20 protein-coding genes and 1 pseudogene are annotated in these 21,782 nt (G+C 64.6%); 10 read left to right on the top strand and 11 right to left on the bottom strand.

What is annotated here, in order from left to right; translation table 11 throughout:
- Positions 1 to 101: 101 nt before the first annotated feature.
- Complete coding sequence (locus GGD40_RS36435; protein WP_179746968.1) at positions 102 to 2,276, top strand: M1 family metallopeptidase; 2,175 nt, start codon at positions 102 to 104, stop codon at positions 2,274 to 2,276.
- Positions 2,277 to 2,410: 134 nt separating this feature from the next.
- Here GGD40_RS36435 and GGD40_RS36430 read toward each other — a convergent pair whose 3' ends face one another.
- From GGD40_RS36430 to GGD40_RS36420, 3 genes are read right to left on the bottom strand one after another with little or no spacing between them, the layout of a single operon-like run.
- The gene (locus GGD40_RS36430) at positions 2,411 to 3,058 is read right to left on the bottom strand and encodes a glutathione S-transferase family protein (RefSeq protein WP_179713340.1); all 648 of its coding nucleotides are present in this window, start codon (positions 3,056 to 3,058) and stop codon (positions 2,411 to 2,413) included.
- 44 nt (positions 3,059 to 3,102) lie between these two features.
- Positions 3,103 to 4,218, bottom strand: coding sequence for an alkene reductase (locus GGD40_RS36425; protein ID WP_179746967.1), 1,116 nt, complete (start codon positions 4,216 to 4,218; stop codon positions 3,103 to 3,105).
- A 26-nt stretch (positions 4,219 to 4,244) separates the two neighbouring features.
- Positions 4,245 to 4,991 carry an SDR family NAD(P)-dependent oxidoreductase gene (locus tag GGD40_RS36420; protein ID WP_179746966.1) on the bottom strand — a complete coding sequence of 249 codons (747 nt, stop codon included), beginning with the start codon at positions 4,989 to 4,991 and terminating at the stop codon, positions 4,245 to 4,247.
- A gap of 330 nt (positions 4,992 to 5,321) precedes the next feature.
- Between GGD40_RS36420 and GGD40_RS36415 the strand changes: the two genes are divergently transcribed.
- From GGD40_RS36415 to GGD40_RS36400, 4 genes are all read left to right on the top strand, one after another.
- Complete coding sequence (locus GGD40_RS36415; protein WP_179746965.1) at positions 5,322 to 6,266, top strand: metallophosphoesterase family protein; 945 nt, start codon at positions 5,322 to 5,324, stop codon at positions 6,264 to 6,266.
- 32 nt (positions 6,267 to 6,298) lie between these two features.
- Positions 6,299 to 6,643: a cupredoxin domain-containing protein gene (locus tag GGD40_RS36410; RefSeq protein WP_179746964.1), complete on the top strand. Its 345-nt coding sequence runs from the start codon at positions 6,299 to 6,301 to the stop codon at positions 6,641 to 6,643.
- A gap of 428 nt (positions 6,644 to 7,071) precedes the next feature.
- The gene (locus GGD40_RS36405) at positions 7,072 to 7,890 is read left to right on the top strand and encodes a hypothetical protein (protein ID WP_179746963.1); all 819 of its coding nucleotides are present in this window, start codon (positions 7,072 to 7,074) and stop codon (positions 7,888 to 7,890) included.
- 67 nt (positions 7,891 to 7,957) lie between these two features.
- Positions 7,958 to 9,019: a GGDEF domain-containing protein gene (locus GGD40_RS36400; protein WP_257030681.1), complete on the top strand. Its 1,062-nt coding sequence runs from the start codon at positions 7,958 to 7,960 to the stop codon at positions 9,017 to 9,019.
- 19 nt (positions 9,020 to 9,038) lie between these two features.
- Here the strand turns inward: GGD40_RS36400 and GGD40_RS36395 are convergent, their stop codons facing one another.
- Complete coding sequence (locus tag GGD40_RS36395) at positions 9,039 to 9,248, bottom strand: DUF1289 domain-containing protein (RefSeq protein WP_179714024.1); 210 nt, start codon at positions 9,246 to 9,248, stop codon at positions 9,039 to 9,041.
- Between the two features lie 240 nt (positions 9,249 to 9,488).
- Here GGD40_RS36395 and GGD40_RS36390 point away from each other — a divergent pair, with 240 nt between their 5' ends.
- Positions 9,489 to 10,367 carry a phytochelatin synthase family protein gene (locus tag GGD40_RS36390; RefSeq protein WP_179746961.1) on the top strand — a complete coding sequence of 293 codons (879 nt, stop codon included), beginning with the start codon at positions 9,489 to 9,491 and terminating at the stop codon, positions 10,365 to 10,367.
- A gap of 19 nt (positions 10,368 to 10,386) precedes the next feature.
- On the opposite strand, the gene GGD40_RS36385 is transcribed toward GGD40_RS36390, so the two are convergent.
- Positions 10,387 to 11,034, bottom strand: coding sequence for a glutathione S-transferase family protein (locus tag GGD40_RS36385; protein WP_179746960.1), 648 nt, complete (start codon positions 11,032 to 11,034; stop codon positions 10,387 to 10,389).
- Between the two features lie 252 nt (positions 11,035 to 11,286).
- Here GGD40_RS36385 and GGD40_RS36380 point away from each other — a divergent pair, with 252 nt between their 5' ends.
- Positions 11,287 to 13,197, top strand: coding sequence for an FAD-binding oxidoreductase (locus tag GGD40_RS36380; RefSeq protein WP_257030680.1), 1,911 nt, complete (start codon positions 11,287 to 11,289; stop codon positions 13,195 to 13,197).
- Here GGD40_RS36380 and GGD40_RS36375 read toward each other — a convergent pair.
- From GGD40_RS36375 to GGD40_RS36355, 5 genes are all read right to left on the bottom strand, one after another.
- Positions 13,186 to 13,467 carry a hypothetical protein gene (locus GGD40_RS36375; protein ID WP_179746959.1) on the bottom strand — a complete coding sequence of 94 codons (282 nt, stop codon included), beginning with the start codon at positions 13,465 to 13,467 and terminating at the stop codon, positions 13,186 to 13,188. The two genes, GGD40_RS36380 and GGD40_RS36375, sit on opposite strands and share 12 nt — an antisense overlap.
- A gap of 181 nt (positions 13,468 to 13,648) precedes the next feature.
- Positions 13,649 to 14,038 (bottom strand): VOC family protein, encoded by a 390-nt coding sequence (locus GGD40_RS36370; RefSeq protein ID WP_179746958.1) that lies wholly within the window; start codon positions 14,036 to 14,038, stop codon positions 13,649 to 13,651.
- A gap of 100 nt (positions 14,039 to 14,138) precedes the next feature.
- Positions 14,139 to 15,782, bottom strand: a complete 1,644-nt coding sequence (gene glgA / locus GGD40_RS36365) for a glycogen synthase GlgA (protein WP_179746957.1) — start codon at positions 15,780 to 15,782, stop codon at positions 14,139 to 14,141.
- 309 nt (positions 15,783 to 16,091) lie between these two features.
- Positions 16,092 to 17,564: a sodium:solute symporter family protein gene (locus tag GGD40_RS36360; protein ID WP_179746956.1), complete on the bottom strand. Its 1,473-nt coding sequence runs from the start codon at positions 17,562 to 17,564 to the stop codon at positions 16,092 to 16,094.
- Positions 17,561 to 17,779, bottom strand: a complete 219-nt coding sequence (locus GGD40_RS36355) for a DUF3311 domain-containing protein (RefSeq protein ID WP_035557426.1) — start codon at positions 17,777 to 17,779, stop codon at positions 17,561 to 17,563. Before GGD40_RS36355 ends, GGD40_RS36360 begins: the two co-directional genes overlap by 4 nt.
- A 298-nt stretch (positions 17,780 to 18,077) precedes the next feature.
- On the opposite strand from GGD40_RS36355, the gene GGD40_RS36350 reads away from it, so the two are divergent.
- The 3 genes and pseudogenes from GGD40_RS36350 (at position 18,078) to GGD40_RS36340 (ending at position 19,994) form a co-directional block, all read left to right on the top strand.
- Positions 18,078 to 18,755: a MarC family protein gene (locus tag GGD40_RS36350; protein ID WP_035557423.1), complete on the top strand. Its 678-nt coding sequence runs from the start codon at positions 18,078 to 18,080 to the stop codon at positions 18,753 to 18,755.
- 91 nt (positions 18,756 to 18,846) lie between these two features.
- Positions 18,847 to 19,041 (top strand): annotated as a pseudogene (locus GGD40_RS36345) (class II glutamine amidotransferase); the annotation flags it as partial.
- A gap of 92 nt (positions 19,042 to 19,133) precedes the next feature.
- Positions 19,134 to 19,994, top strand: a complete 861-nt coding sequence (locus GGD40_RS36340; RefSeq protein ID WP_179747170.1) for an MBL fold metallo-hydrolase — start codon at positions 19,134 to 19,136, stop codon at positions 19,992 to 19,994.
- A gap of 36 nt (positions 19,995 to 20,030) precedes the next feature.
- On the opposite strand, the gene GGD40_RS36335 is transcribed toward GGD40_RS36340, so the two are convergent.
- Complete coding sequence (locus GGD40_RS36335; protein ID WP_179746955.1) at positions 20,031 to 21,779, bottom strand: cobaltochelatase CobT-related protein; 1,749 nt, start codon at positions 21,777 to 21,779, stop codon at positions 20,031 to 20,033.
- Positions 21,780 to 21,782: the final 3 nt, after the last annotated feature.

The following is a 21,782-nucleotide window of genomic DNA, read 5'->3' as shown; positions in this document are numbered from 1 at the left end:
TGCTAGTGCGGGAGACCTTTTTCGCTGAAAAAAACAGAGAAACACAGCTCAAGTACTCATCGCACATTCTTTATGCCGATATTGTCAGTCGAGGATTAAAAATGCGTATAAATTTCCGATTGCAGATACAGTGCCTCGCACTTGCCGGAATCGTGGTTCTGGCGGGATGCGGCGGTAGCGACGGTTCGCCTTCGCCGAGCAGCAAGGCCGCGCAACCTCCCGTCGCCGCGTCCGAAGCCGCGCTGACGCCGCCGACCGCACCGGTCGTTGCCGATACATCGATCAACAAGGGCGTGCCGCCGGTCGAGTTGCCGGACACCGTCACGCCGATCAACTACAAGCTGTGGTTCCGGCCGAACCCGGCGCTGTCGTCGTTCGACGGCCGTGCCGACGTGCAGATCAAGGTGCAGAAAGCGGTCAACGCGATCACGATCGCCGGCCACCGGATCAAGTTCACCAACGGCACGATTACGCTGCAGCCGGGCAATATCTCGCTGATCGCCACGCCGCAGGACGACGGCGATTTCTACCAGCTTCGCCCGGTCAGCGGCCAGATCGCCGCTGGCAACTACTCGCTGCATATGGAGTGGAGCGGCATCATCAACTTCAAGACCTACGACGATCCCGTCGCGAAGACCGGCGGCAGTTGCGGCGACGATCCGTATCCGGGTTGCTCCGCCGCCGAAGGCGTGTTCCGCGTCGATCTGAAGTCGACCGACGGCACCACCAGCGGCGCGATTCTCACGCAGGGCGAGACGAATCTGTCGCGGCAATGGTTTCCCGGCTGGGACGAACCGGCCTTCCGGCCCACCTATGAGGTGAGTGCGGAAGTCCCGCAGAACTGGAACGTCGTCTCGAACGCGGCCGAAAAACCGGCGGTGAACGTGGATAGCGGCTACAAGCTGGTGTCGTTCGAGAAGACGCCGCCCATGCCGTCGTATCTGCTGTTCTTCGGCGGCGGTCAGTTCGATATTCTCGACGACGACTTCACGAGCCCGCTGCCCGACGGCAAGGGTCTGCATCTGCGCATCTTCACGCCGCCCGGCATGCGTGACTGGGCCAAACCGGCGATGCAGCAGACCAAGCAGGCGCTCGATTACTACTATCGCTACACCGGCATTCCGTTGCCGCTCACCAAGTTCGACACGATCGCCGCGAACGACGCGTTCAAGGATCAGAAGGACCTGAACTTCGGCGGCATGGAGAACTGGGGAGCGATTCTGGAATTCGCCGACGACATTCTGCCGGCGCCCGGCACGCCCATGTCCGACTACGGCGTGACGGTGCTCACGCATGAAGCGGCGCACCAGTGGTTCGGCGATCTCGTCACGCTCGACTGGTGGGACGACGTGTGGCTCAACGAATCGTTCGCGACGTTCTTCGAGAACAAAACCAAGGTGCGTTTCTTCCCGGACCGCTTCAACTGGGTCGACAACGTGAAGGAAAAGTACGCGGTGATCAACGCCGACCTGAAGTCGACCGCGTTCCCGGTGCAGCCGAACTTCAATGGCTGGGCGTCGAACGACTTCGTGCTGAGCGCGAGCGCCTTCACGTACAACAAGGGCGGCCACGTGCTGAAGATGCTGGAGAACTATCTCGGCGAAGACGTGTTGCGTAAAGGCCTGCAGTCGTATCTGGCCGATTACTCGCTCGGCAACGGTACGCCGAAGCGCCTGTGGGACGAACTGAGCAAGGCGAGCGGCCAGCCGATGGGCGCGATCGGCGACAGTTTCGTGCGGCAAACCGGTGTGCCGTTGATCTCGCTGGATACGCAGTGCGATCTGACGACCAACCAGACGGTCGTGACGCTGAAACAGTCGCCGTTCCCGAACCAGAACCAGTATCCGGGCACGCAGTGGACGATTCCGTTGACGCTCGCGTATGGCGACGGACTCACGGCGCGCAAGACGATTGCGCTGAAGGACACGCAAACCCAGGTACGTCTGAACGGCTGTTCCGCGGTGCTCGCCGATCCGAGCGGTCTCGACTACTACGTGACCAACTACAGCAACACCGCGTGGAGTCAGTTGCTCGCGCAGGGTAATGCGCTGAAGGATCCCGTGCTGCTGACCAGCCTGCAACTCGAGGCGAAGCTGCTCGTGAAGAACGGGTTAGCCGATCCGTCGAGGGCGACGAGTATCGGTTCGCTCAGTCCGACGGCCGCACCGCTCGCGCGTCAGATGCTGATGACGGCGCCGACCACGCAGTCGCAGCGTCCGACGATCCGCTATCAGGGCAAGTTCCGGCTGAAGCAACAGGCGCAGCAGGCGCAATAAGCGGTAGGAGTGGGTAGCAGCGGGTAGTAGGGCGGCCCGCATCGCGATGCAGCAATCCAGCGATGTGGGCCACTGTTGCAGCTTGATTTTCGACGTCGCCTCGAACGAGGCGACGCCTCACGCGCAGCGAGCCATCACGCCGAGGCACTCGCTCGCACCGACACGCCGTCATACCAGCGCTTGACCGACTGCAGCGCCGTCGGCACTGGCAGATCGATCGCCTTCGCCGCGAAATCGATCGTGACTAGCGCGGTAATGTCAGCCACCGAGAAGCGATCGCCCGCGACGAACGCCGTCTCTCGCAGACGCTCGTCCAGATCGGCCAGGAAATTGATCGTGCGCTGCCGGCTACGTTCGACCAGCTCCGGAATCTGCGCGTAATCGTGCGGCCCGGCAATCGCGCGGCCCTTCAATCCAGCGGCGAGATTGCGGATCGCTTCCATCACCGACGCGAAACCTTCCTGTTCCACGCGCCGATCCCACATCGCGATCAACGCCCTGTCTTTCGCCGAAGTGCCGAGAAGCGGTGCGTCCGGATAGATTTCTTCGATGTAGCGCTGAATCACCGGCACCTCGCCGATCGACGTACCGTCTGCAAGCACGAGAGTCGGGACGACACGCCGTGGGTTAATCGCGCGATAGGCGTCGCCGTGCTGCTCGCCTTTGCCGAGGTCGACCGCGACGAGCGGGACCGTGAGGCCTTTCTCAGCGAGAAAGACGCGGACACGGCGTGAATTCGGCGATGAAACGCCGTGGTACAGCGTCAATGTTTCGGTAGTCATGACAGGCTTCCTTTGAACGATGTTGAAGATGCCGGCGGCGCGCGTTAAGCCGCGACGCCTTCCGCGTAAGTGGAAAAGTCGAGATAGCCGCGTTCGTCGCCACCCCAGAACGCTTCGCGGTTGTAGTGAGTCAGCGGTTGTCCGAGCCGGAAACGCTCAGGCAAATCCGGGTTCGACGAAAACCACCGGCCGAATGCCACCAGATCGGCGTCACCGCGTTGCAGAATCTGCTCGGCGCCGTCGCGATCGAAACCACCCGCGGCGATGATCGGTCCGCTGAAAAACCGGCGCAGGAACGCGGATGCAACCGGCGTTTGCCCTTCAACTATCGTTTCCGTGCCCATCACACGCGGTTCGATCACGTGCAGATACGCGAGACCGTACTCGTTCAGCCGTTGCGCGAAGTAACCGAACGTCGCTTCCGGATCGCTGTCCGAAATGGCGCCCCACTGGCCGCTCGGCGACACCCGCACGCCCACGCGATCCGCGCCCCACACCGAAGCAAATGCCTCGACGGCTTCCAGCGAAAAGCGCGCGCGCTTTTCGAGCGTGCCGCCGTAGGCATCGGTGCGTTGGTTGGTGCCGTCCTGCAGGAACGTATCGGCGAGGTAACCGTTGGCGTTGTGTAATTCGACACCGTCGAAACCGGCATCTTTCGCACGCGCCGCTGCGTCGCGGAACGAGCGGATCAGCGCGGGAATTTCGTCGAGTTCGAGCGCACGGTGCGGCGAGTTCGGCACCCAGCCGTTCTGCGTGAACACGGTCGTGTCATAGGGCACCACCGAGGGCGCTACCGGCGCATTGCCCCCGCTCAGGTCGACGTGCGATTGCCGGCCGTCGTGAGCGATCTGCATGACAATGCGCGCGCCGCGCGCGTGGACCGCGTCGGTGATCTTGCGCCACGCCTTGACGTGCTCGTCCGTGTAGATGCCCGGTGCGCCGAGATAGCCGCGGCTGTCGTACGACGGATGCGCGCTTTCGGTGATCATCAGGCCGCCTTCGGATGCGCGCTGCCGGTAGTACTCGACCATCATCGCGCTGGGGCTGTCGTCCGGATCGGCGCGCAAGCGTGTCATCGGGGCGAGCACCACGCGATGGGCCAGCGAGATCGGGCCGACGTTGGTCGGCGATAGCAGTTTCAGTTCGGAAGAAGCGCTCATTTTTTAGCTCACGTTATGGAATGGATTCAGCCTGCGGTCTTGCCGCCATCGACGCTGACGATCTGCCCCGTCACGAACGACGCGGCCTCCGAGGCGAGAAAGACGATTGCGCGCGCCACGTCATCCGGCTTGCCGATCCGGCCGAGCGGCACCTTCGCCGCGAGCGCCGCCTTGTTTTCCGGCGTGCCGGTGAAGCGGTCGAGCATGCCGGTGTCGGTCGGTCCCGGCGCAACCGCATTCACGCGCACGCCGAGCGACGCCACTTCGAGCGCGGCCGATTTGGTCATGCCTTCCACCGCATGTTTGCTGCCTGCGTAGACCGACGCGAAGGCGGCGCCTTCGTGACCGTAGGTCGACGACACGTTCACCACGCTGCCGCTTTTTTGCGCGGACATGACACGCAGTTCGTGCTTCATGCTGAGCAGCGTGCCGAGCACGTTGGTATCGAACGTGGCGGCGTAGCTCTCGGCCGTCTGGCTCGTGATCGCGCCGGGTTGGCCTTCGGTGCCGGCGTTATTCACGGCGGCGTCGAGGCGACCGAAGCGGGCGACCGTCTGGTCGACGAGGCTCGCCACTTCTTCATCGCGGCGCACGTCGGCCTGGATGAAGTGGGCATCCGCGCCGAGATTGCGGAGTTCCTGTTCGAGTGCGCGGCCTTCGGCCGCGCGGCGACCGGAGACGACAAGGCGGGCGCCGCTTTGCGCAAAAGCGACGGCGGTGGCGCGGCCGATGCCGGTGAGAGCGCCGGTGATCAGAACGACGGGCTGGTTCATGTTCAACTCCTGGCTGGGTATGTGTTTGCGGTATGGGGCCGAGTTGTTCGCCCTCGCGGTTGGTACGTTGCGAGAGACGTCAAATCGTTGGCTTGAATGCAATTTAGTGGTTCGGCAGCCGGAGGAAAAAGACTTTATAAGCTGGTAGGCATGCTCACCAGGCATGGGGATATATGGGAAAGGGCACTTCGTCGAGGTCGCCGTGCGGCGCGCCGTCAATAAGTTGGAATAAAACCGACACCCCGCCAGTCATGCGTGACGAACCGAGTCGCGACACCCGCCGGATGATCCGGCGGTGCGTTCGCGAGTCTTTACCCTGAAGGGGTCACCATGTCGTCACATCATCCGTTCGACGCGTCACGTCGCAACGCGCTCAAATGCCTGGCATTCGGCAGCGTGGGTACCGTGTTCGTGCTGGCAGGCGGGATTCTCACGCCCATGGAACTGGCGCTCGCCGCCGACGCTAAAACGTCCGGCGCCATGTCCGGCGTGCCGCTCTTTCTGCAGATCAGCGACTCGCATATCGGCTTTAACAAGGAGGCCAATCCGGACGTGGCGGGCACGCTGAAGCAGACCATCGACTTCGTCAACGCGATGCCGGTGAAACCGGCGCTGACGATCCATACCGGCGATATCACCCACCTGTCGCGGCCCGCGGAATTCGATCTCGCCGCGCAACTCATGTCCGGCCTGAACATCACCGAGTTGCACACGGTGCCCGGCGAGCACGACGTGACCGACGGCGCCGGCACGGAATACTTCAGCCGTTTCGGTCAGGCCTCGGACAACAAGGGCTATTACAGCTTCGATCACCAGGGCGTGCATTTCGTCGCGCTCGTCAACGTGATGCATTTCAAGCCGAACGGTCTGGGCGGACTCGGCGACGACCAGCTCGCGTGGCTTGAAAACGATCTGAAAGGACGCTCGTCGAGTACACCGATCGTGGTGTTCGCGCACATGCCGATGTGGACGATCTACGAGCCGTGGGGCTGGGGCACCGGCGACGCGGGCCAGGCCATGAGCTATCTGAAACGCTTCGGCTCGGTGACGGTGCTCAACGGTCACATTCATCAGATCGTCTCGAAGGTGGAAGGCAACATCACGTTCCACACCGCGCGCTCCACGGCCTATCCGCAGCCGACCGCAGGCAACGGCCCCGGTCCCGGCCCGCTGACGGTGGCGAGCGATCAACTGCCCCGAATGCTCGGCGTGACCAGCATCAAGATTGCGCACCATCCGCTCAAAGCAACGCTCGACGATACGACGCTGGTCTGATCCAGCGCACTTTCGAATTCAGGAGATCCACTATGCAAATCCCTACCCTTCGTCGCGTGTCATGTGTGCTGTTTCTGGGCGCTAGCCTGTTTGCGGCGGCGGCCGGTTCGTCGGTTGCGTACGCGCAAACGCCGGGCGCTGTCACCATCAAGAATTTCATGTTCTCGCCGATGGCAATGACCGTTAAAGCCGGTTCAACGGTGACGTGGAAAAACCTCGACGGCGAGCCGCACACGGTGGTGAACGACGCGGGCCTGTTCCGTTCCGCCGCGCTCGATCAGAACGACACGTACCAGTTCAAATTCGATAAGCCGGGCGTGTACAAGGTTTTCTGCGGCATTCATCCGACCATGAAGGAGACGATTACGGTCGAGTAATGTCGCGGTGTCGGTCGGGTCAACATGCGTTCGCGGGTCTGTCTTTCGCCACTGCGTTTCAAGCAGTGCCCGCGAAGCTTCACGGGTCGGCACGGCGCCAGTCTGGCGCAGGCCTGGTTGTTGCGTCTACGAATCCCATCGAACGCAGTCGAGAGCCGTTCGTCACGCCGGGCCTTGTTCCGGCGGGCGCAAGCGCGCTGGGCGGCTTTCCGGCGGCGCGTCCGGCAACGGGTAGCCTGGCAGGTTTTACCTGAATGCCCGGCGCGAATAGCTCTCGCAACGATGGCGTTTAAAGCGCAGCATTGCCGTGTTGTCGCTATCCGTTAAGCGGGGTAAATTCTTCGAACGACCTTGCGTCGGCTCGGCAAGGTCGCGCGAAACCCCAGTCTGTTTACACGTCAGACATAAGGATTCCGGAGCGTATTGCGATGTACCACGATACCGACTTGCCCAATCCCCCCGTTCCTTCAATCGACGGCCTCGCGCCGACTCGCGAAGCGCACGGCTGGCCGGCGCCGGCCGTCGCGCCGCCTCGTTTTGGCCGGCTGGCGATGGGCGTCGCCACGGCCGGTGCGCTGGCCCTCGGCGTGATGGGGACGCTCGCGTACGGCGTCTGGTTCAATCACGATCAGCAGGCTTACGCCGAAGCGATTGCGGGCGCGCGGCAGGCGCTGGGTGCTAGTGCGGCAGTGAGGGCGGGCGGAGCGGTGGGGCGGGCGGGTAGGGGCACGGCAAACGCGGCTACGGCAAATGCGGCTACGGCAAATGCGGCTACGGAAAATGCGGCAATCGCAGCCCCTGCAACTGCCGCAGCGCCGACCCCGACGTGGGTTGCACCCACAGCGGCCGAAACGTCCAGCGAAGCACAGAGCGAGCAGGGTGGCCGCCTGGCATCGTGGTCCGGCCAGGTGGCACGACCGTCCATGCCCGACCCGGAACTCGCTCGCGCCACGAACATCACGAACACCACGGACGCCACGCCAACCGCATCGCCGTCGTCATCATCATCATCGTCAGCGAGCCGCCGCTCAACCGCCGCAGCCGATTCGCCGACCCAACAACTCATCGCCGCCAGGCCCGCCAAAGACCCACGGTCCGCCGACACGCGCGCCGCTTCGCCCTCCGGGCGCCACGCCGCGAACACCCGACCCCCAAGCCTGTTCGCCCGCATGGGGCAGTTCTTCCATCGTGTGAGCTATCGGCAGCATGGCAACGCAAGTCAACAAGACATCTACTCCCACCCGTGAGCGGCACCGCTCGTGGCGCGGTAGCACGGCACGCGCTTTCGCGACCCGCTTCGGGCCGGCGCCGGCCATGCTGGCCGCCGTATCGCTGCTGTGCCTGCTGATCGGCCTGCTCTATCTCGCGCTGCAGATCAGGACCATCTTCTCCGATCAGTTGAAACAGGACTACGCCGGACTCGTGCTCGACGCGGTGCAGCGCGCGGAAGGCGCGCGTGCTGTCGTCGGCGTGTGGCAGCAGGCACCCGGGGAGAGTCGGCGCACGGCGCAGGGCGTCCGGCTCGCGCGCGCCGAGCTGACGCAGCGCCTCGATTCGCTCGCGGCGCTCGTCAACGCCAGCCCGGTCCCGGCACCACGCATGCCGCCCGCGGCGCTCGCGCCCGACGCGCCGCTGAACGGCATCGACGCATGGCTCGCCACGGCATCGGCATACTGGCGCGCTCAACACGATGTGGATAGCGCCGACGTGCGGCTGCGGATCGCGCACGTCGCGAATCTGCTGATCGCGCTGGCCGCGTTGCTGTTCTGCTTGCTGCTCGCGGCGCTGGGTCTGTACGCCAAACGCAACCGTCAACTGGTCGGGCAATCGCAGGAGTTCGAGCAGGCGGCCTTGCACGACCCGATGACCGGACTGCCGAACCGCCGCAAGCTGTTCGCCACGCTCGAAGACGCCGCGGAAAATTGGCATGAGATTGCAAGGCGAAATGACCCAGCGGCTTCACCGCCAAACAAGATCGCGGTGCTGTATGTCGACCTCGACGGTTTCAAGCAGATCAACGACTCGCTCGGCCATCGCGTCGGCGATGAATTCCTGATTGCGGTGTCGCGACGCTTTCGTGTCTCGGTGCGTAAAGGCGACGTCGTCGCGCGGATTGGCGGCGACGAGTTCGCGGTGCTGGTGCGGGAGTTTTCAAAAGCCGCGGAATTGGGCGAGATTGCCCAGCGGCTGATTGCGTGCGTGATCGAGACCGATACGCAGATGGGCATCGGCTCGGTCAGCGCCAGCGTCGGCATTGCGAGCTTTCCCGATCTCGTCGACGATTATCAGCGGCTGGTCGCCGCCGCCGACGAAGCGATGTACCACGTCAAGCGCAGCGGCAAGAACAGTTTCGCGTTCGCGGTGCCGCCCGAATGAGCGCTGCCGATCAGGACGTTCAGGACGTTTGCGCCGCCGCGCGAGGTCCGTGAATCTGCGCTTTCGCCGTCACTTCCCGGTGGGTTTTCTGAGCGATCACCTGCACGCGCAGGTCGTCGGTCATGGTTTTCCACTCGCGAATTTCGTCGCGTGTGCGCAGGCATCCGATACAGAAGCCGGTCGCGCCGTCGAGTCTGCAGACGTCGACGCAAGGTGACGGGATAGTCATGCTCAAGCTGTTGATTCCGTTGGATTGATTTCGATGGCGACGGATCTTACCGTACTTGGCCGTTGAACCGGACACGGCCGCGCAGCGTGCCGCTCATGCTCGCCCAAGGCTCGGTCCGGGCCCGCTGCGCGATTCACGCGCAGTTTCGTTTCGTGTTACAAAACCGGAGCCTGACCGCGCCTGTCGAGATGCGTCGGCGGCGGCGCAGTCGTTCCGAGTTCATCCGCAGTGGAAGGATCCATGTCCAGATACTCCTTGAAGCGTACCGTTGGGCGCGCCAGTCGGCCCACGTGGATTGCCGTGCTGCTGATGACGGCCGCGCTCGCGGCCTGCGCACCGGCGCCGGTAGCGACCAGCCAGGCGCCGAGTCAGACCGCGAGTCCGGTCGCCAATCAGACCACGACGCAGAAGTCCGTTGCGCAGCCCTCAACTCAAGCGCCGCCCGCCACTGTGCAGTCCGCCGACGGCCCGCTGCCCGTGCCGTCCAACCTCGTCGCCCTCGCGCAGCCGGCCGGTCAGAAGCGCCTGATCGGCGCCGCGGCCAACCAGTCGTACTGGCCGCTCTCGCAGTATTTCGAAACCCAGCGCAACGAAGCGTATTGCTCGGTCGCGACGTCGGTAATGGCGCTCAATGCGTTGGGCATCCGCCGGCCCGCCTCGACGCTCTATCCGGACTTTCCGTATTTCTCGCAGGAAGATTTCTTTCGCGGCGTCGATCCGCAGGTGGCCAACGCGGCGCGCGTCTCGCACGAGGGCATGACGCTCGACCAGCTCGGAGAGGCCTTAAATGCGTTTCCGGTCGTCGTGCAGCCGTACCATGCGGCGGACCTGACGCTCGCCCAGTTTCGCGATCTGATTCGCGAGACCACGCGCCGTGGCGATCGCTTCGCGCTGTTGAATTTCCGGCGCGTCGAGATCGGCGAGACCGGTGGCGGACACTGGTCGCCGCTCGCTGCGTACGACGCGGCGAGCGACAGCGCCTTGCTGCTCGACGTGGCGCGCTACAAGTATCCGGCGGTGTGGGTGCCGGTAGCGCAGTTGTACGCGGCGGCGCTCGCGGTCGACAACGTGAGCGGGCTGTCGCGCGGCGTCGTGGTGATCGGTAAGCGGCAGGGCTGAAGGCGGCCGGCCGTGCCGGTCAATCGTTCGGGTTAAGCCACTCGGTCAGCCCTTCGCGCGCATTCAGTTCGATAAACGACGGTAGCGCGCGCAGCCTGTGGATATAGCCGGCGAGATGCGGCCACCCGGTCGCGGGCCGTGGCTGATTGCGGGTCCAGCGCATCAGCATGAGCGCCATGAAATCCACCGTGCCGAGCTGGCCGCCGATCAGGTAACCCGGCTTGTCGGCGAGTTGCGCGTCGAGCCGGTCCCAGGCTTGCGCGAGCCGGCGGTCCGCGAGCGCGCGCACCGCGTCGGCGCCGGCCGCTTCGCCGTCGACATCCGCGTAAAACCAGTCGCGCATGGCGGGCAGCACCGTGTTGGCGAGAAAGATCATCGTTTCGAGCCACTCGGCGCGCTCGGCGGAACCGGGCGCGGGCGCGAAGCCGGCCTCCGGATGCCGTTCGGCGAGCAGCATCAGCAACGCGGCCGATTCGTGACGCGGCACGCCGTCGACCACCAGCGTCGGCACCCGACCCGAGGGATTGAGCCGCAGATAGTCCGGTTCGCGCTGCTTGCCGGAATCGATATCGACGAGGTGGGCTTCGAATGCCACACCCAGTTCGATCAGCATCCAATGCACCGCCATGCTGGCCGCGCCGGGCGAATAGTAGAGAACGTAAGGCATCGATGCGCTCCGGATAGTTATGCGATTTTTGTGGGTCGATCCGGCGGTAGTCTAGCGTCATTTATCGCATCGGCGGCGCGGCAACGCGCGTTCTCGTAGTAGCGGATGCGGGGGTTCGCGGCTACTATCCTCCGACCGTTTTATTGGCCGGAACGGGCGTGCGGTTCGATCACACCGCAGCGCAAAGCATTTACCTGATGCCGCGCCATACGGGCGTTGCGCAGCGCGGTCGTTTGGGAGACAGGCAAGCGTATGTGCGCATTCGACCGGCGGACTCTGCTCAAAGGCGCACTCGCCGCGCCGTGGTTCGGTGCAAGCTGGCGAGCGTTAGCGCAAAAGCAAACGCTCGCGCAGGGGGCGGCCAATGCGCAGGCCGACAAGACGATGGAGGTGAGCGAGGCGGCCGGCCCGACACTGCGCCGCGTGCGACCCGGCGATCCAGCGTGGCCTTCCACGGATGCCTGGCAACAACTGAATGTGGCCGTGAACGGGCGCTTGAGCGTGGTTCGTTCTCCACTCGCGGTATGTGCCGAAGCGCCCGCGAGCGAGGCGTGCGCGGACGAATTCAAGCGCCTGAAAAACCCGTTCTATATCGGCGATACCCCGGCGCTAACGCAGACCTGCGGATGGCTCGACGCGTGGACTTCCGCGCCGAGTGCGTACGTCGTTGCAGCGGGCGAGGCGCAAGACATTGCGAGCGCCGTCGACTTCGCGCGCCGGCATCGCTTGCGGCTGGTGGTCAAAGGCGGCGGCCACAGCTATCAGGGCACGTCGAACGCGGCCGATTCGCTGATGGTCTGGACGCACGCCATGCGCGGCATCACCTCGCACGACGCTTTCGTACCGGACGGTTGCGCGGGGCGCGTCAAACCGGAGACCGCCGTAACGATCGGCGCGGGCGCGCTGTGGGGGCATGTCTATGCCGCTGTCAGCGCACAAAGCGGCCGCTATGTGCAAGGCGGCGGCTGTCTGACGGTCGGCGTCGCCGGGCTGGTGCAGAGCGGCGGCTTCGGCAGCTTTTCGAAGCGGTTCGGCTCGGCGGCAGCGGGTTTGCTGCAGGCTGAAATCGTGACGGCCGACGGCGAGGTGCGCACGGTTAACGCCTGCACGCACCCGGAGCTGTTCTGGGCGTTGAAAGGCGGCGGTGGTGGAAGCTTCGGCGTCGTGACGCAGTTGACGCTGCGCACGCACGAACTGCCCGATCAGGTGGGTGTCGTGAACGCGACGGTGAAGGCGTCGTCGGAAACGGCATTCCGGGCGCTGGTGGGCGAGTTCATTGCATTCAGCGCGGCCAGTCTGATCAACCCGCATTGGGGCGAGACGGTGGCGTTCCGCAGTGACAATACGCTGCGCATCTCGATGGTGTTCCAGGGACTGGATCGCGACACGGCTACACGCGTCTGGCAGCCTTTTTTCGATTGGGTAGCGAACGGCGATCATGGCTGTACGACGACGCCGCCCCAGGTGCTGACCGCCTCGGCACGGCATTTCTGGGACCCGGCCTTCCTCGCGCAACACGTCCCCGGCGCGCTAACGGTCGACGACCGCCCCGGTGCCGACCCCGGCAACGTCTTCTGGACAGACAACCTGGTCGACGCCGGTCAGTACCTGTACGGCTACACCTCGACCTGGCTGCCGGCCTCGCTGCTGGCGCCCGTACGGCGCGGCGATCTCGCCGACACGCTGGTGCAGACCAGCCGGCGCTGGTCCGTCACGTTGCACTTCAACAAAGGACTGGCGGGCGCACCGGCCGATGCGTTGAATGCGACCCGGCAGACCGCGACCCATCCCGCGGTACTCGATGCCTTTGCGCTCGCGATCATCGCGGACCTGGGCGCGCCGGCGTTTCCGGGCATCGCGGGACACGAGCCGGATGTGCGCAACGGGCGGCGCAGTGCCACGAGCATCGCCCAGGCCACGCAGATCCTGCGCACCATCGTGCCTGACCCGGGCACGTACCTGTCCGAGAGCGACTTCTTCGAAAGCGACTGGCAGCGGGCTTACTGGGGAAAGCATCACGCGCGGCTCGCGGCGGTGAAGCGCCAGTACGATCCCGACGGCCTGTTTTTCGTTCACCACGGCGTGGGCTCGGAAGCCTGGAGCGCCGATGGAATGACGCGGGTCGACGGCGCGCGCACCGAACCCACTAGTTCACGCGTTTGACCACTGGCGTCTTCCACTTGCCATCGAGCAGCACCTGCTTCGGCCAGTAATAGCGCAGGGTGATCGTGAACGGCCCATCCGGCGCCGGCAACAAACCGCGGCCTTCTGCTCGGCCGACAGCGCGTTCACGTCGAACCGCTGACCGGGCACGATGCCGGTCTGCGCGAAGCGGCTGCGCAGTCCGGCTTCGTCCGGATTGACCGGACCTTTGTATTGCGGGTTGCCGCTGTCCACGGAAAACGCATACATCGTGCTGTACACAGCGACCATGGGCGTGCCGTAGAGATACGCGTCTTTGGCGATCGAACGGAGCCGAAGCTTGCCTTGCGTGCTCGCGAGCTGTCAAGCGGCGTTCAGTTCTCCGCGATTGTCAGGAAGCGTTCAACGTCAGGCGAGCGTGCGCGGTGTGAATCATCGCTTTGCGCGTGCTATGCGTGATGAATTGTCGGACTCAGCCCCACGCGGCATGCTGCAGGACGATTCGATAGCCGTCCGGGTCTTCGAAGGTTTTGCCCTCGCGATCCCAGTAGGGATTTTCGGCTCCGCACGGCGTGACGCCGAATGCCTGAAGCCGCTCGACCGCGGCGGTCCACTCGTCGAGGGCGGGCAGATAGAGTACGAGAAGATGTTCGTGAGTCGGCGCGCGTTCGACGGTGACGCCGTGCTGATGCGTGAATTCGATGTGCCACGGACAGTCGCGCCGTCCGACGACGATACCGTCGAAACCTTCGTGATCGTCGAAGCGCGCCAGCACCTCGAAGCCTAGTCCACGCGTGTAGAAATCGGCGACCTGATTGAGCTGGTTGGTGGGACGGGCGACGCGCAGAACGGGTGACGACATCGGCAACTCCAGGAAAGACGAGTGTGCCGGCGAGCTTAACTTGCGGGACGCGGCGTCGGGTCGTTCAACCGTTGCCGCGTGGGGTTATTCGAAGCGCGGGTCACGCACTGCGCGCCATCTCCCCGACGCCCGCGTTGAACCCCTCATCCGCACGAGCAGCCTGGCGCGTCCCACCCGAGGTACCCGCCGCGCGAGCCCGAACCGGTGTCTTGCGAACCCGCGTCTCGCGCAGCGCCGGGCGCGCATCGACCATCTCCGCATACAACGCGAGATAGTTCGCGGTCGACGCTTCCCAGCCGAAATCGCGGCTCATCGCATTGCGCTGCAACGCGTGCCACGACGCCGGCTGCACGAACGCGGCGAGGGCTCGTCCGAGCGCATGCACGACATCGTCCACTTGCTCGCCGTCGAACAGAAAGCCGGTCGCGCAGGCTTCACCGTGCATGAGCCGCACGTCACGCGGCTCACGCGGATCGGGCGCCTCGAGCGGCAGGTAATCGACGATCGTATCCGCCAACCCACCCACGCGCGACGCCACCGGAATCGTGCCGTAACGCATCGCATAAAGTTGGGTGAGTCCGCAGGGCTCGAAGCGGCTGCCATGCAGCAGCATGTCCGCACCCGCGTGCAGCCTATGCGCGCGCTGTTCGTCATAGCCGATCTGCACGCCGACCCGTCCAGGCCACGCCGCCGCCAGTTGCTGCAGCGCCAGTTCGAGCGCGGGCTCGCCCTGACCGAGAATCGCGAATTGCAGACGCGGATGCCGTTCGAGCAGCGTGGGCAGCGCCCGCGCCACGACGTCGGCGAGCTTCTGTTCGGTCAGCCGGCTGCCGATCGCGACCAGCGGCGCGAACGGATCGCGCGTCAGCCCGAACGCCTGTTGCAACTCGCGCTTGCAGGCCTGCTTGCCGGCGGTGTCGTCGACGGAATAGGGACGGGCAATCTGTGAATCGGTCGCCGGATTCCATGCGACCGTATCGATCCCGTTGACGATGCCGGACAGCTTGCCCGCCTGCGCCTGCAACACGCCTTCCATGCCGTGACCGAAGCGGGACGTCAGAATCTCGCGCGCATAGCGCCGGCTGACCGTGTTGACGCGGTCGGCGTGGACGATGCCCGCTTTCATCATGCTCAGCGAGCCGTAGAACTCGATGCTGCGTTCGTCGGACAGCGCGGGTGTCAGCAAGTCGGACGGCACGCCGATCCAGCCGCCCATTGCGAGCGGATGGTTGCCCTGGAAGGCGAGGTTATGAATCGTGAAGACGCTTCTCGCGGCGACGCCCGCGAGCCGCATATAAAGCGGCGTGAGGCCTGCATGCCAATCGTGCGCGTGCACGATGTCGGGGCGCTTCAGATTACGCACGCCGCGTGCGATACGTGTGGCCGCCGCGGCGAGCGACGCGAAGCGCGTCAGGTTGTCGAGGTAGTCGCGCCCTTGCGGATCGCGGTACAGACCTTCGCGGGCGAACAGGTGATCCATTTGCAGCAGCAGCACCGTGACGCCGGTGTCGGGCATCCGCGCGCGCAGCAGCCGTGCGTCGCCGCCGGGCAGGCCGGTCATGCGCGCAACGGGCGCGACGTCGAGGGCGCGTTCGAGCGCCTCGGGATAAGCAGGCATCAGAATCGACACATCGACGCCGGCATCGCGCAGCGCGGCGGCGTAAGCACTGACCATGTCGCCGAGGCCGCCGGATTTGGCGAGCGGCAGGGCTTCGGAAGCGACAAGAAGAACGTTGAGCGACAAGTTGGCCCCCAGGGACGCAAATTTTTGCACTTGCACAGTGCGGCGGGATTCGGCGACATGTCTGTTCAGCAAGGGGTGTGCCCGGCGCGGGCGGAAGATTCGCGCGACGGGCGCGGGTTTGTGTTGCAGTGCGGGCCGCTGTATTTCGCCGTGACGTTCGCGCTGGAACGCGGGCGGTTTTTTCATTCTTATGTAGATTTGACATTCCGCGCGCGGCTGTCTTCGCGACAACTCGCGCAGAAGCCGCGTAAACGGGAAAGGGCCGTCGCCGACGGCGACAGCCCTTTCAAGTCCTGCTCAACGCGAGGTTTAATGCACCGGCGCGTGCGTCTGTTCGGCCGGATGCGGCTGCGTCAGCGCACTGACTACCGCGAACACGATGATGTTCACCGCCAGCGCCAGGAAGCCGATGTTGACGTCCTTCAGCGCGTCGGGCAGGAACGGCATCAACTGGCCCACGCTCAGGTGCATCGTGGTCGTGATCGTGACCACCGCCACCCCGGCGAGAATCCCGCAGAACGCGCCTTGCTTGGTCGCGCGGTTATGCGGCCGCAGGCTGCAGATCACCGCCGGGAACAACTGCGTCACGAAGCTGTAACCCATCAGCAGCAGGGCCACGATCGTTTCGCCGCCATGCAGCGTGAAGCCGACCGCCACCAGCGCCACCACCGGTACGAGCAGCCGCGCCAGGTTGGTCACCGTGGCGTCCGACGCGTTGCGGTTCACCATGCCGCGGTAGACGTCGTTGGCAAGCAGCGTGGAGGCCGAGGTCAGGATCATGGAGCCCGGCACCAGCGCGGTCAGAATGCCGGCCCCGCCGATTACGCCGACGAACCACGGGTCGAAGGTTTGCAGCGACAGGCGGAACAGCGACAGGTCGATGTCGCCGCCCTTGAGGCCCGGCACCTTCAGCGTTGCGGCGAAGCCGACGAAGAACACGAACAGCAGGATCAACTGGTATAGCGGCAGCACCATCGCGTTGCGGCGGAAGATGCGTTCGTCCCGTGCGGTGAAGATCGAGCCGAACGAGTGCGGCCACATGAAGAAGCCCAGCGCGGTCAGCAGCACCGTCGACTGGAACCAGGTCACGCTCGAGCCCTTGGCCGGGAACGTCAGGAAGCCGGGGCGGGCGGTGTCGATCGCGCGGAACATGTCGCTGAAGCCGCCGTAGTAGTGAATCGGCAGATAGATGCCGAGGAACAGCACGATCGCGAGGATCAGCGTGTCCTTCACCACCGAATTCCACGCCGAGCCGCGCACGCCGGAGACGATCACGTAAGCGGTCACGACGGCGGCGCCGATCCAGATCGCCGTGGTCGACGAAATCGCGCCGTACGACGCGGTCGCGACGATAATGCCGAGCCCCTTGAGTTGCAGCACGAGGTACGGAATCAGTGCGGCGACACCCACCAGCGCGACCAGGGTGCCGAGCGCCGGGCTGTCGTATTTGCGCGCGAAGAAGTGCGGTTGCGACACGAGCCGGTGGTCTCTCGCATAACGCCAGATGGGCGGCAGCATCCAGTACGAGATGATGTAAGCGAGCGTGCCGTACGCGAGAATGTAGTAGACCGGCGCGCCCTTGCCATAGGCGAAACCGCTGCCGCCGAGGAAGGTAAAGGTGGTGTAGATCTCGCCGGCCATCAGCAGGAACACGAACGCGGTGCCGAAGCTGCGGCCGCCCACCGTCCATTGTTCGAGGCTCATGTCGTGGCCGCGCCGCGCGCGTATGCCGAGGTACAGCGCGAACAGCGTAATCGCCGCAATGATCAGCAGGGCGCTCATGGGCGGACCTCCTCGCCTTCGACGGCGGCGAGTTGACGGTTGGACGGGTCCAGACGGTAGACGACCGCCATGATGATCGCACTGAGCACGACCCACATGACGATCCAGGCCAGCACGAACGGCATGCCGAGCATCAGCGGTTCGACGCGATTCACGAACGGAACACCGAGCAATATGCCGACGAACGGCAGCGCGGCGAGTACACGAAGCAACATGGGGGCGACTCCTCGAACCGGTAAGTACGTCTCGTTGAAAGTGCGGCTTCGCTGGGGACTTTATGCCTGATGCTTTGGGTACGTAAAGTAAGTCAAAAAAGTGTAGGCTTTCCGAAAGTTGCGCGTGCATCTTTTTTGCGTGTTTTTCGCGCGGCTTGCTGCGCTGCAATGCGCAGCGTCCGCGGTGACGAGACAGTGGCAAGCGTGCCGCTAGCGCACTTTATGCGGTGCTGGCTGGCGCGGCGCGATATCATCCCGGTCACGCGACGCGAGCAGTCGTTCATCACGGAAAACGCATATGGTCGAAAGTCTGATCTCGGACATTCTGTTTGGCTTCACCGGGCTGATCAGCATCATCAACCCGATCGGCATTGCATTTGTCTTCCTTGACCGGACTGCGTCGTTGACCACCGAGGAGCGCACCGCGCTCGCCCGCAAGATCGCCATCAACGTGGTCTGCGTGCTGCTGGTGGCGTTCTTTATCGGCACCCCGATCCTGCATTTCTTCGGCATTTCGATGCAGGCGCTGCGCATTGGCGGCGGCCTTGCGGTCGCGGTCGGCGGCTGGCAGATGCTCAATGCGCCCGACACCCAGCCGGCCGAACAACCGGCGGTGAAACGCGTCGACGCGGACAACGCCATGTCGAAGGCGTTCTTCCCGTTCACCATTCCACTGACTACCGGGCCGGGCTCGATTGCCACGGCGATCGCGCTGACCGCGAACCGCACGCACAAGCTGTCCGAGTTCGTGTTGTCGAGCGTTGCGTCGGTGGTTATCTCCCTGCTGGTGGCGCTCAGCGTCTATCTGGTATACAGCCGTGCAGTGATTTTCGCCCGTTACCTTGGCGTGGAAGGCACCAAGGTCGCGATGCGCGTCTCGTCGTTTCTGCTGTTGTGTATTGGCGTGCAGATCATGTTGACCGGCTTCTCCGAATTCCTGATTCCGATCGCGACGTTGCAGCCGGTGATCAAGTAGTGTCGGGCCGGGCGGCAGCCTGCCGCGCCGGAGCGTTGTGTCGCAGCAGAGCGCAACCGTCGCCAGGTTGCATCGGACCGGAGAGAACCCAATGTGCCGCTGGCTCGCTTATACAGGTAACCCGCTTCAGCTCGAAACGGTGCTGTTCAACGCGAAACACTCGCTGATCGATCAGAGCCTGCATTCGCGGCTCGGCCATACCACCACGAACGGCGACGGCTTCGGCATCGGCTGGTACGGCCACCCGACCGACATTCCGTTTCGTTACCGCTGCATCCAGCCGGCGCGCGGCGGCACGATCGAGCAATATCCGTTCAAGCCGCAACTGGCGTGAACCTCAGGAGCAGGATGAGCAGGATCAGTCGCATGGAGCAGAGCATGAGCCCGTTGATCGAAGCGTTCTACGACACCACGACCGGCACGTTCACGTATGTGGTGTTCGCCGCCGAAGGCTCGGCCTGCGCGGTGATCGACCCGGTGCTCGACTACGACCCGAAGTCCGGGCATACGTCGACGGCGTCGGCGGAACGCGTCGTGGACTTTGTCAAAGCCCATGGCTTGCAGGTCGAATGGTTGCTGGAAACACACGCCCATGCCGATCACGTTTCGGCAGCGCCGTATCTGAAGGACACGCTGGGCGGCAGGATCGCCATCGGCGCGGACATTTGCGTCGTGCAGGGCGTGTTCAAACGTGTGTTCAATCTGGCCGACGAGATGCGCACCGACGGCCGCCAGTTCGATCATCTGTTCGCACCGGGCGAGACCTTCAGCATCGGCGGATTGCGCGGCGAGGCGCTGCATGTGCCGGGTCATACGCCCGCCGACATGGCATACCGGATCGGCGATGCGGTATTCGTCGGCGATACGCTGTTCATGCCGGACCTCGGCTCGGCGCGCTGCGATTTTCCGGGCGGCGACGCGGGCACGCTGTACGAGTCCGCGCGCGCGTTGCTGGCGCTACCGCCGCAAACGCGGCTGTGCATGTGCCACGACTATCCGCCGCCGTCGCGCGAGCCGCGCTGGCAGACCACGGTGGCCGAACAGCGCCGCGACAATATCCATTTGCACGACGGCGTGAGCGAGGAGGCGTTCGTCGCGCTGCGCACCGCGCGCGACCGCACGCTCGGCATGCCGACGCTGATTCTGCCAGCCATCCAGATCAATATCCGCGCGGGCGCGCTGCCGGAGCCGGAGGCGAACGGCGTGCGCTATCTGAAGATTCCGCTGAACGCGTTCTGAGCGGGTGAGGGTAGTGCTGAACGGAACGGAACCGCGCTAGCGCTTCAGCAGCATCGTGCTCAGCACGGAAAACACCGTCGACGGTAGTTCCGCGAGACGGCTCACCACCACGTTGTGCGGATAGAAATCCTCCACGGCGTCGGTCAACACGCCGATCCCCACCAACTCGATGCCGCGCTGGCCGATCGCCGCCACGCGTTCGCGCAGATCGCTGCGCAGCACTTGCGGGTCGCCGTCGCCGGTCGAGGGATAACCGTCGGAGAACACCATCAGAATGCGCCGGCTGGCCTGATGATCGGCCAGACGCGCCGCGGCCCACGCGAGCGCTTCGCCGTCGGGGTTCTCGTGTCCGCAGTCGATCCGCGCGATACCGCTCAGATCCGTCGCACCGAAGCGTTTGTAGACTTTCAGATCGAGCCGCTCGACGAAGCGGTTATAGCGCCGCAAATCCGCACCCGCCGCAAGCTGCCGCTGATAAAGCTGACGCATCGGCTCCGATTCGACCGAGCAATAGCCCAGCACCTCGCAATCGAACGACAACTGCGTCAGCGCATCGCACAACGCGGTCGCGCATTGGCGCGCGAGTTCGATCTTGCGTCCGGCCATCGAGCCGCTGCGGTCGATCAGCAACGTGACCGCCACGTCGCGCCCTTTGTGCGCCCGCTGCGTGCGAAACGGCGTGCGGTAACCGGGCGAGGTGGCGAGTTTCGCGAGCGCGGTACGGTCGATCTCGCCGCGCTCCTGCTCGCGGCGCCAGCGTGTGCGTTCGTCGGCGCTCAGCGCACGTTCGAGTTTTTCCTTCAGCGGCGCGGTGTCCGCGCGGGCTTGCGCGCGAAGTTCACGCCACGCCGCGCTGTCGTCCTGGCCGGTGAGGTCGGCGATCTCATCGAATTCGGTGGCGAGTGGAATGGACAGTTGTGCGCGCACCGTGTTGGCTACCGCAGCGCCGGCTTCGCCTTCGCTATTCGCCGAAGGCTGTTGCGCGTCGCCGAGCGATTGGCCCATGCCGACCGCGTTCTCCGCCTGAGCGCCGCCGCTGCGATCCGACGGCGGCGAATTCGCGCTGTCGTGATCGGGCAGCACGGTGTCGTCTTCGTCGTCGAGCGGCGCGGACGAACTCGCGGCCGTTTCCGTGTCGATGTCTTCGACCGGGTCCGCGGTGAAGACCATGCTGTTCACGTCGCCCGCCGACAACGCACGCACCCGCGACACCAGCGCTCGCGCCGTCGCGATGCTCTGCGCGGTCGAGCGGCTGCCGTGCGCTTCGTGCAGCAGATCCTGCGACGCATGCAACGCGGCCAGCAGCGAATGGACCGCTTCGGTTCGCGTCGGCGGCTCATCCCACAGCGCGCGCTCCACCAGCCAGACCAGCCGGTCGCGCCAATGCAGCTTCGACCAGCGCTGCCGCACACGTTCGGCTGCATGCACGCGCAGTTTGCCGATGAACCAGCGTGCGCCCGGATACTCGTCGAGCAATTCACCGCACACGCGACGGTCGTCGATCACTTGCGCGAGTTTCGCTTCGATACCGGCTGGCAGCGCGTCGAGCTCCGCGAGCGACGCATGTTTCGCGCGCGCCACCAGCAGATCCAGATAGCCGATCAGCACATCGCGTTCGATGCCGCCGTTCAGCTCGTAATCGGGAATCACGATCCGGCCAGGTTCAACGCGCGGCCCGTCCGGACTGAACGCGACCGTCACGCCGTATTGCCCCGTCAGCACACGGGCGACTTTGCTGAGCGTGGATTCGAAGGTGAAGCCGCGCGTGTCGTGCGGAGCGTGCATCGT

Source organism: Paraburkholderia bryophila, from assembly GCF_013409255.1.
GTDB lineage: Bacteria > Pseudomonadota > Gammaproteobacteria > Burkholderiales > Burkholderiaceae > Paraburkholderia.
The sequence above is the reverse complement of the archived record's forward strand: the minus strand, read 5'-3'. Positions and strand labels throughout refer to the sequence as shown.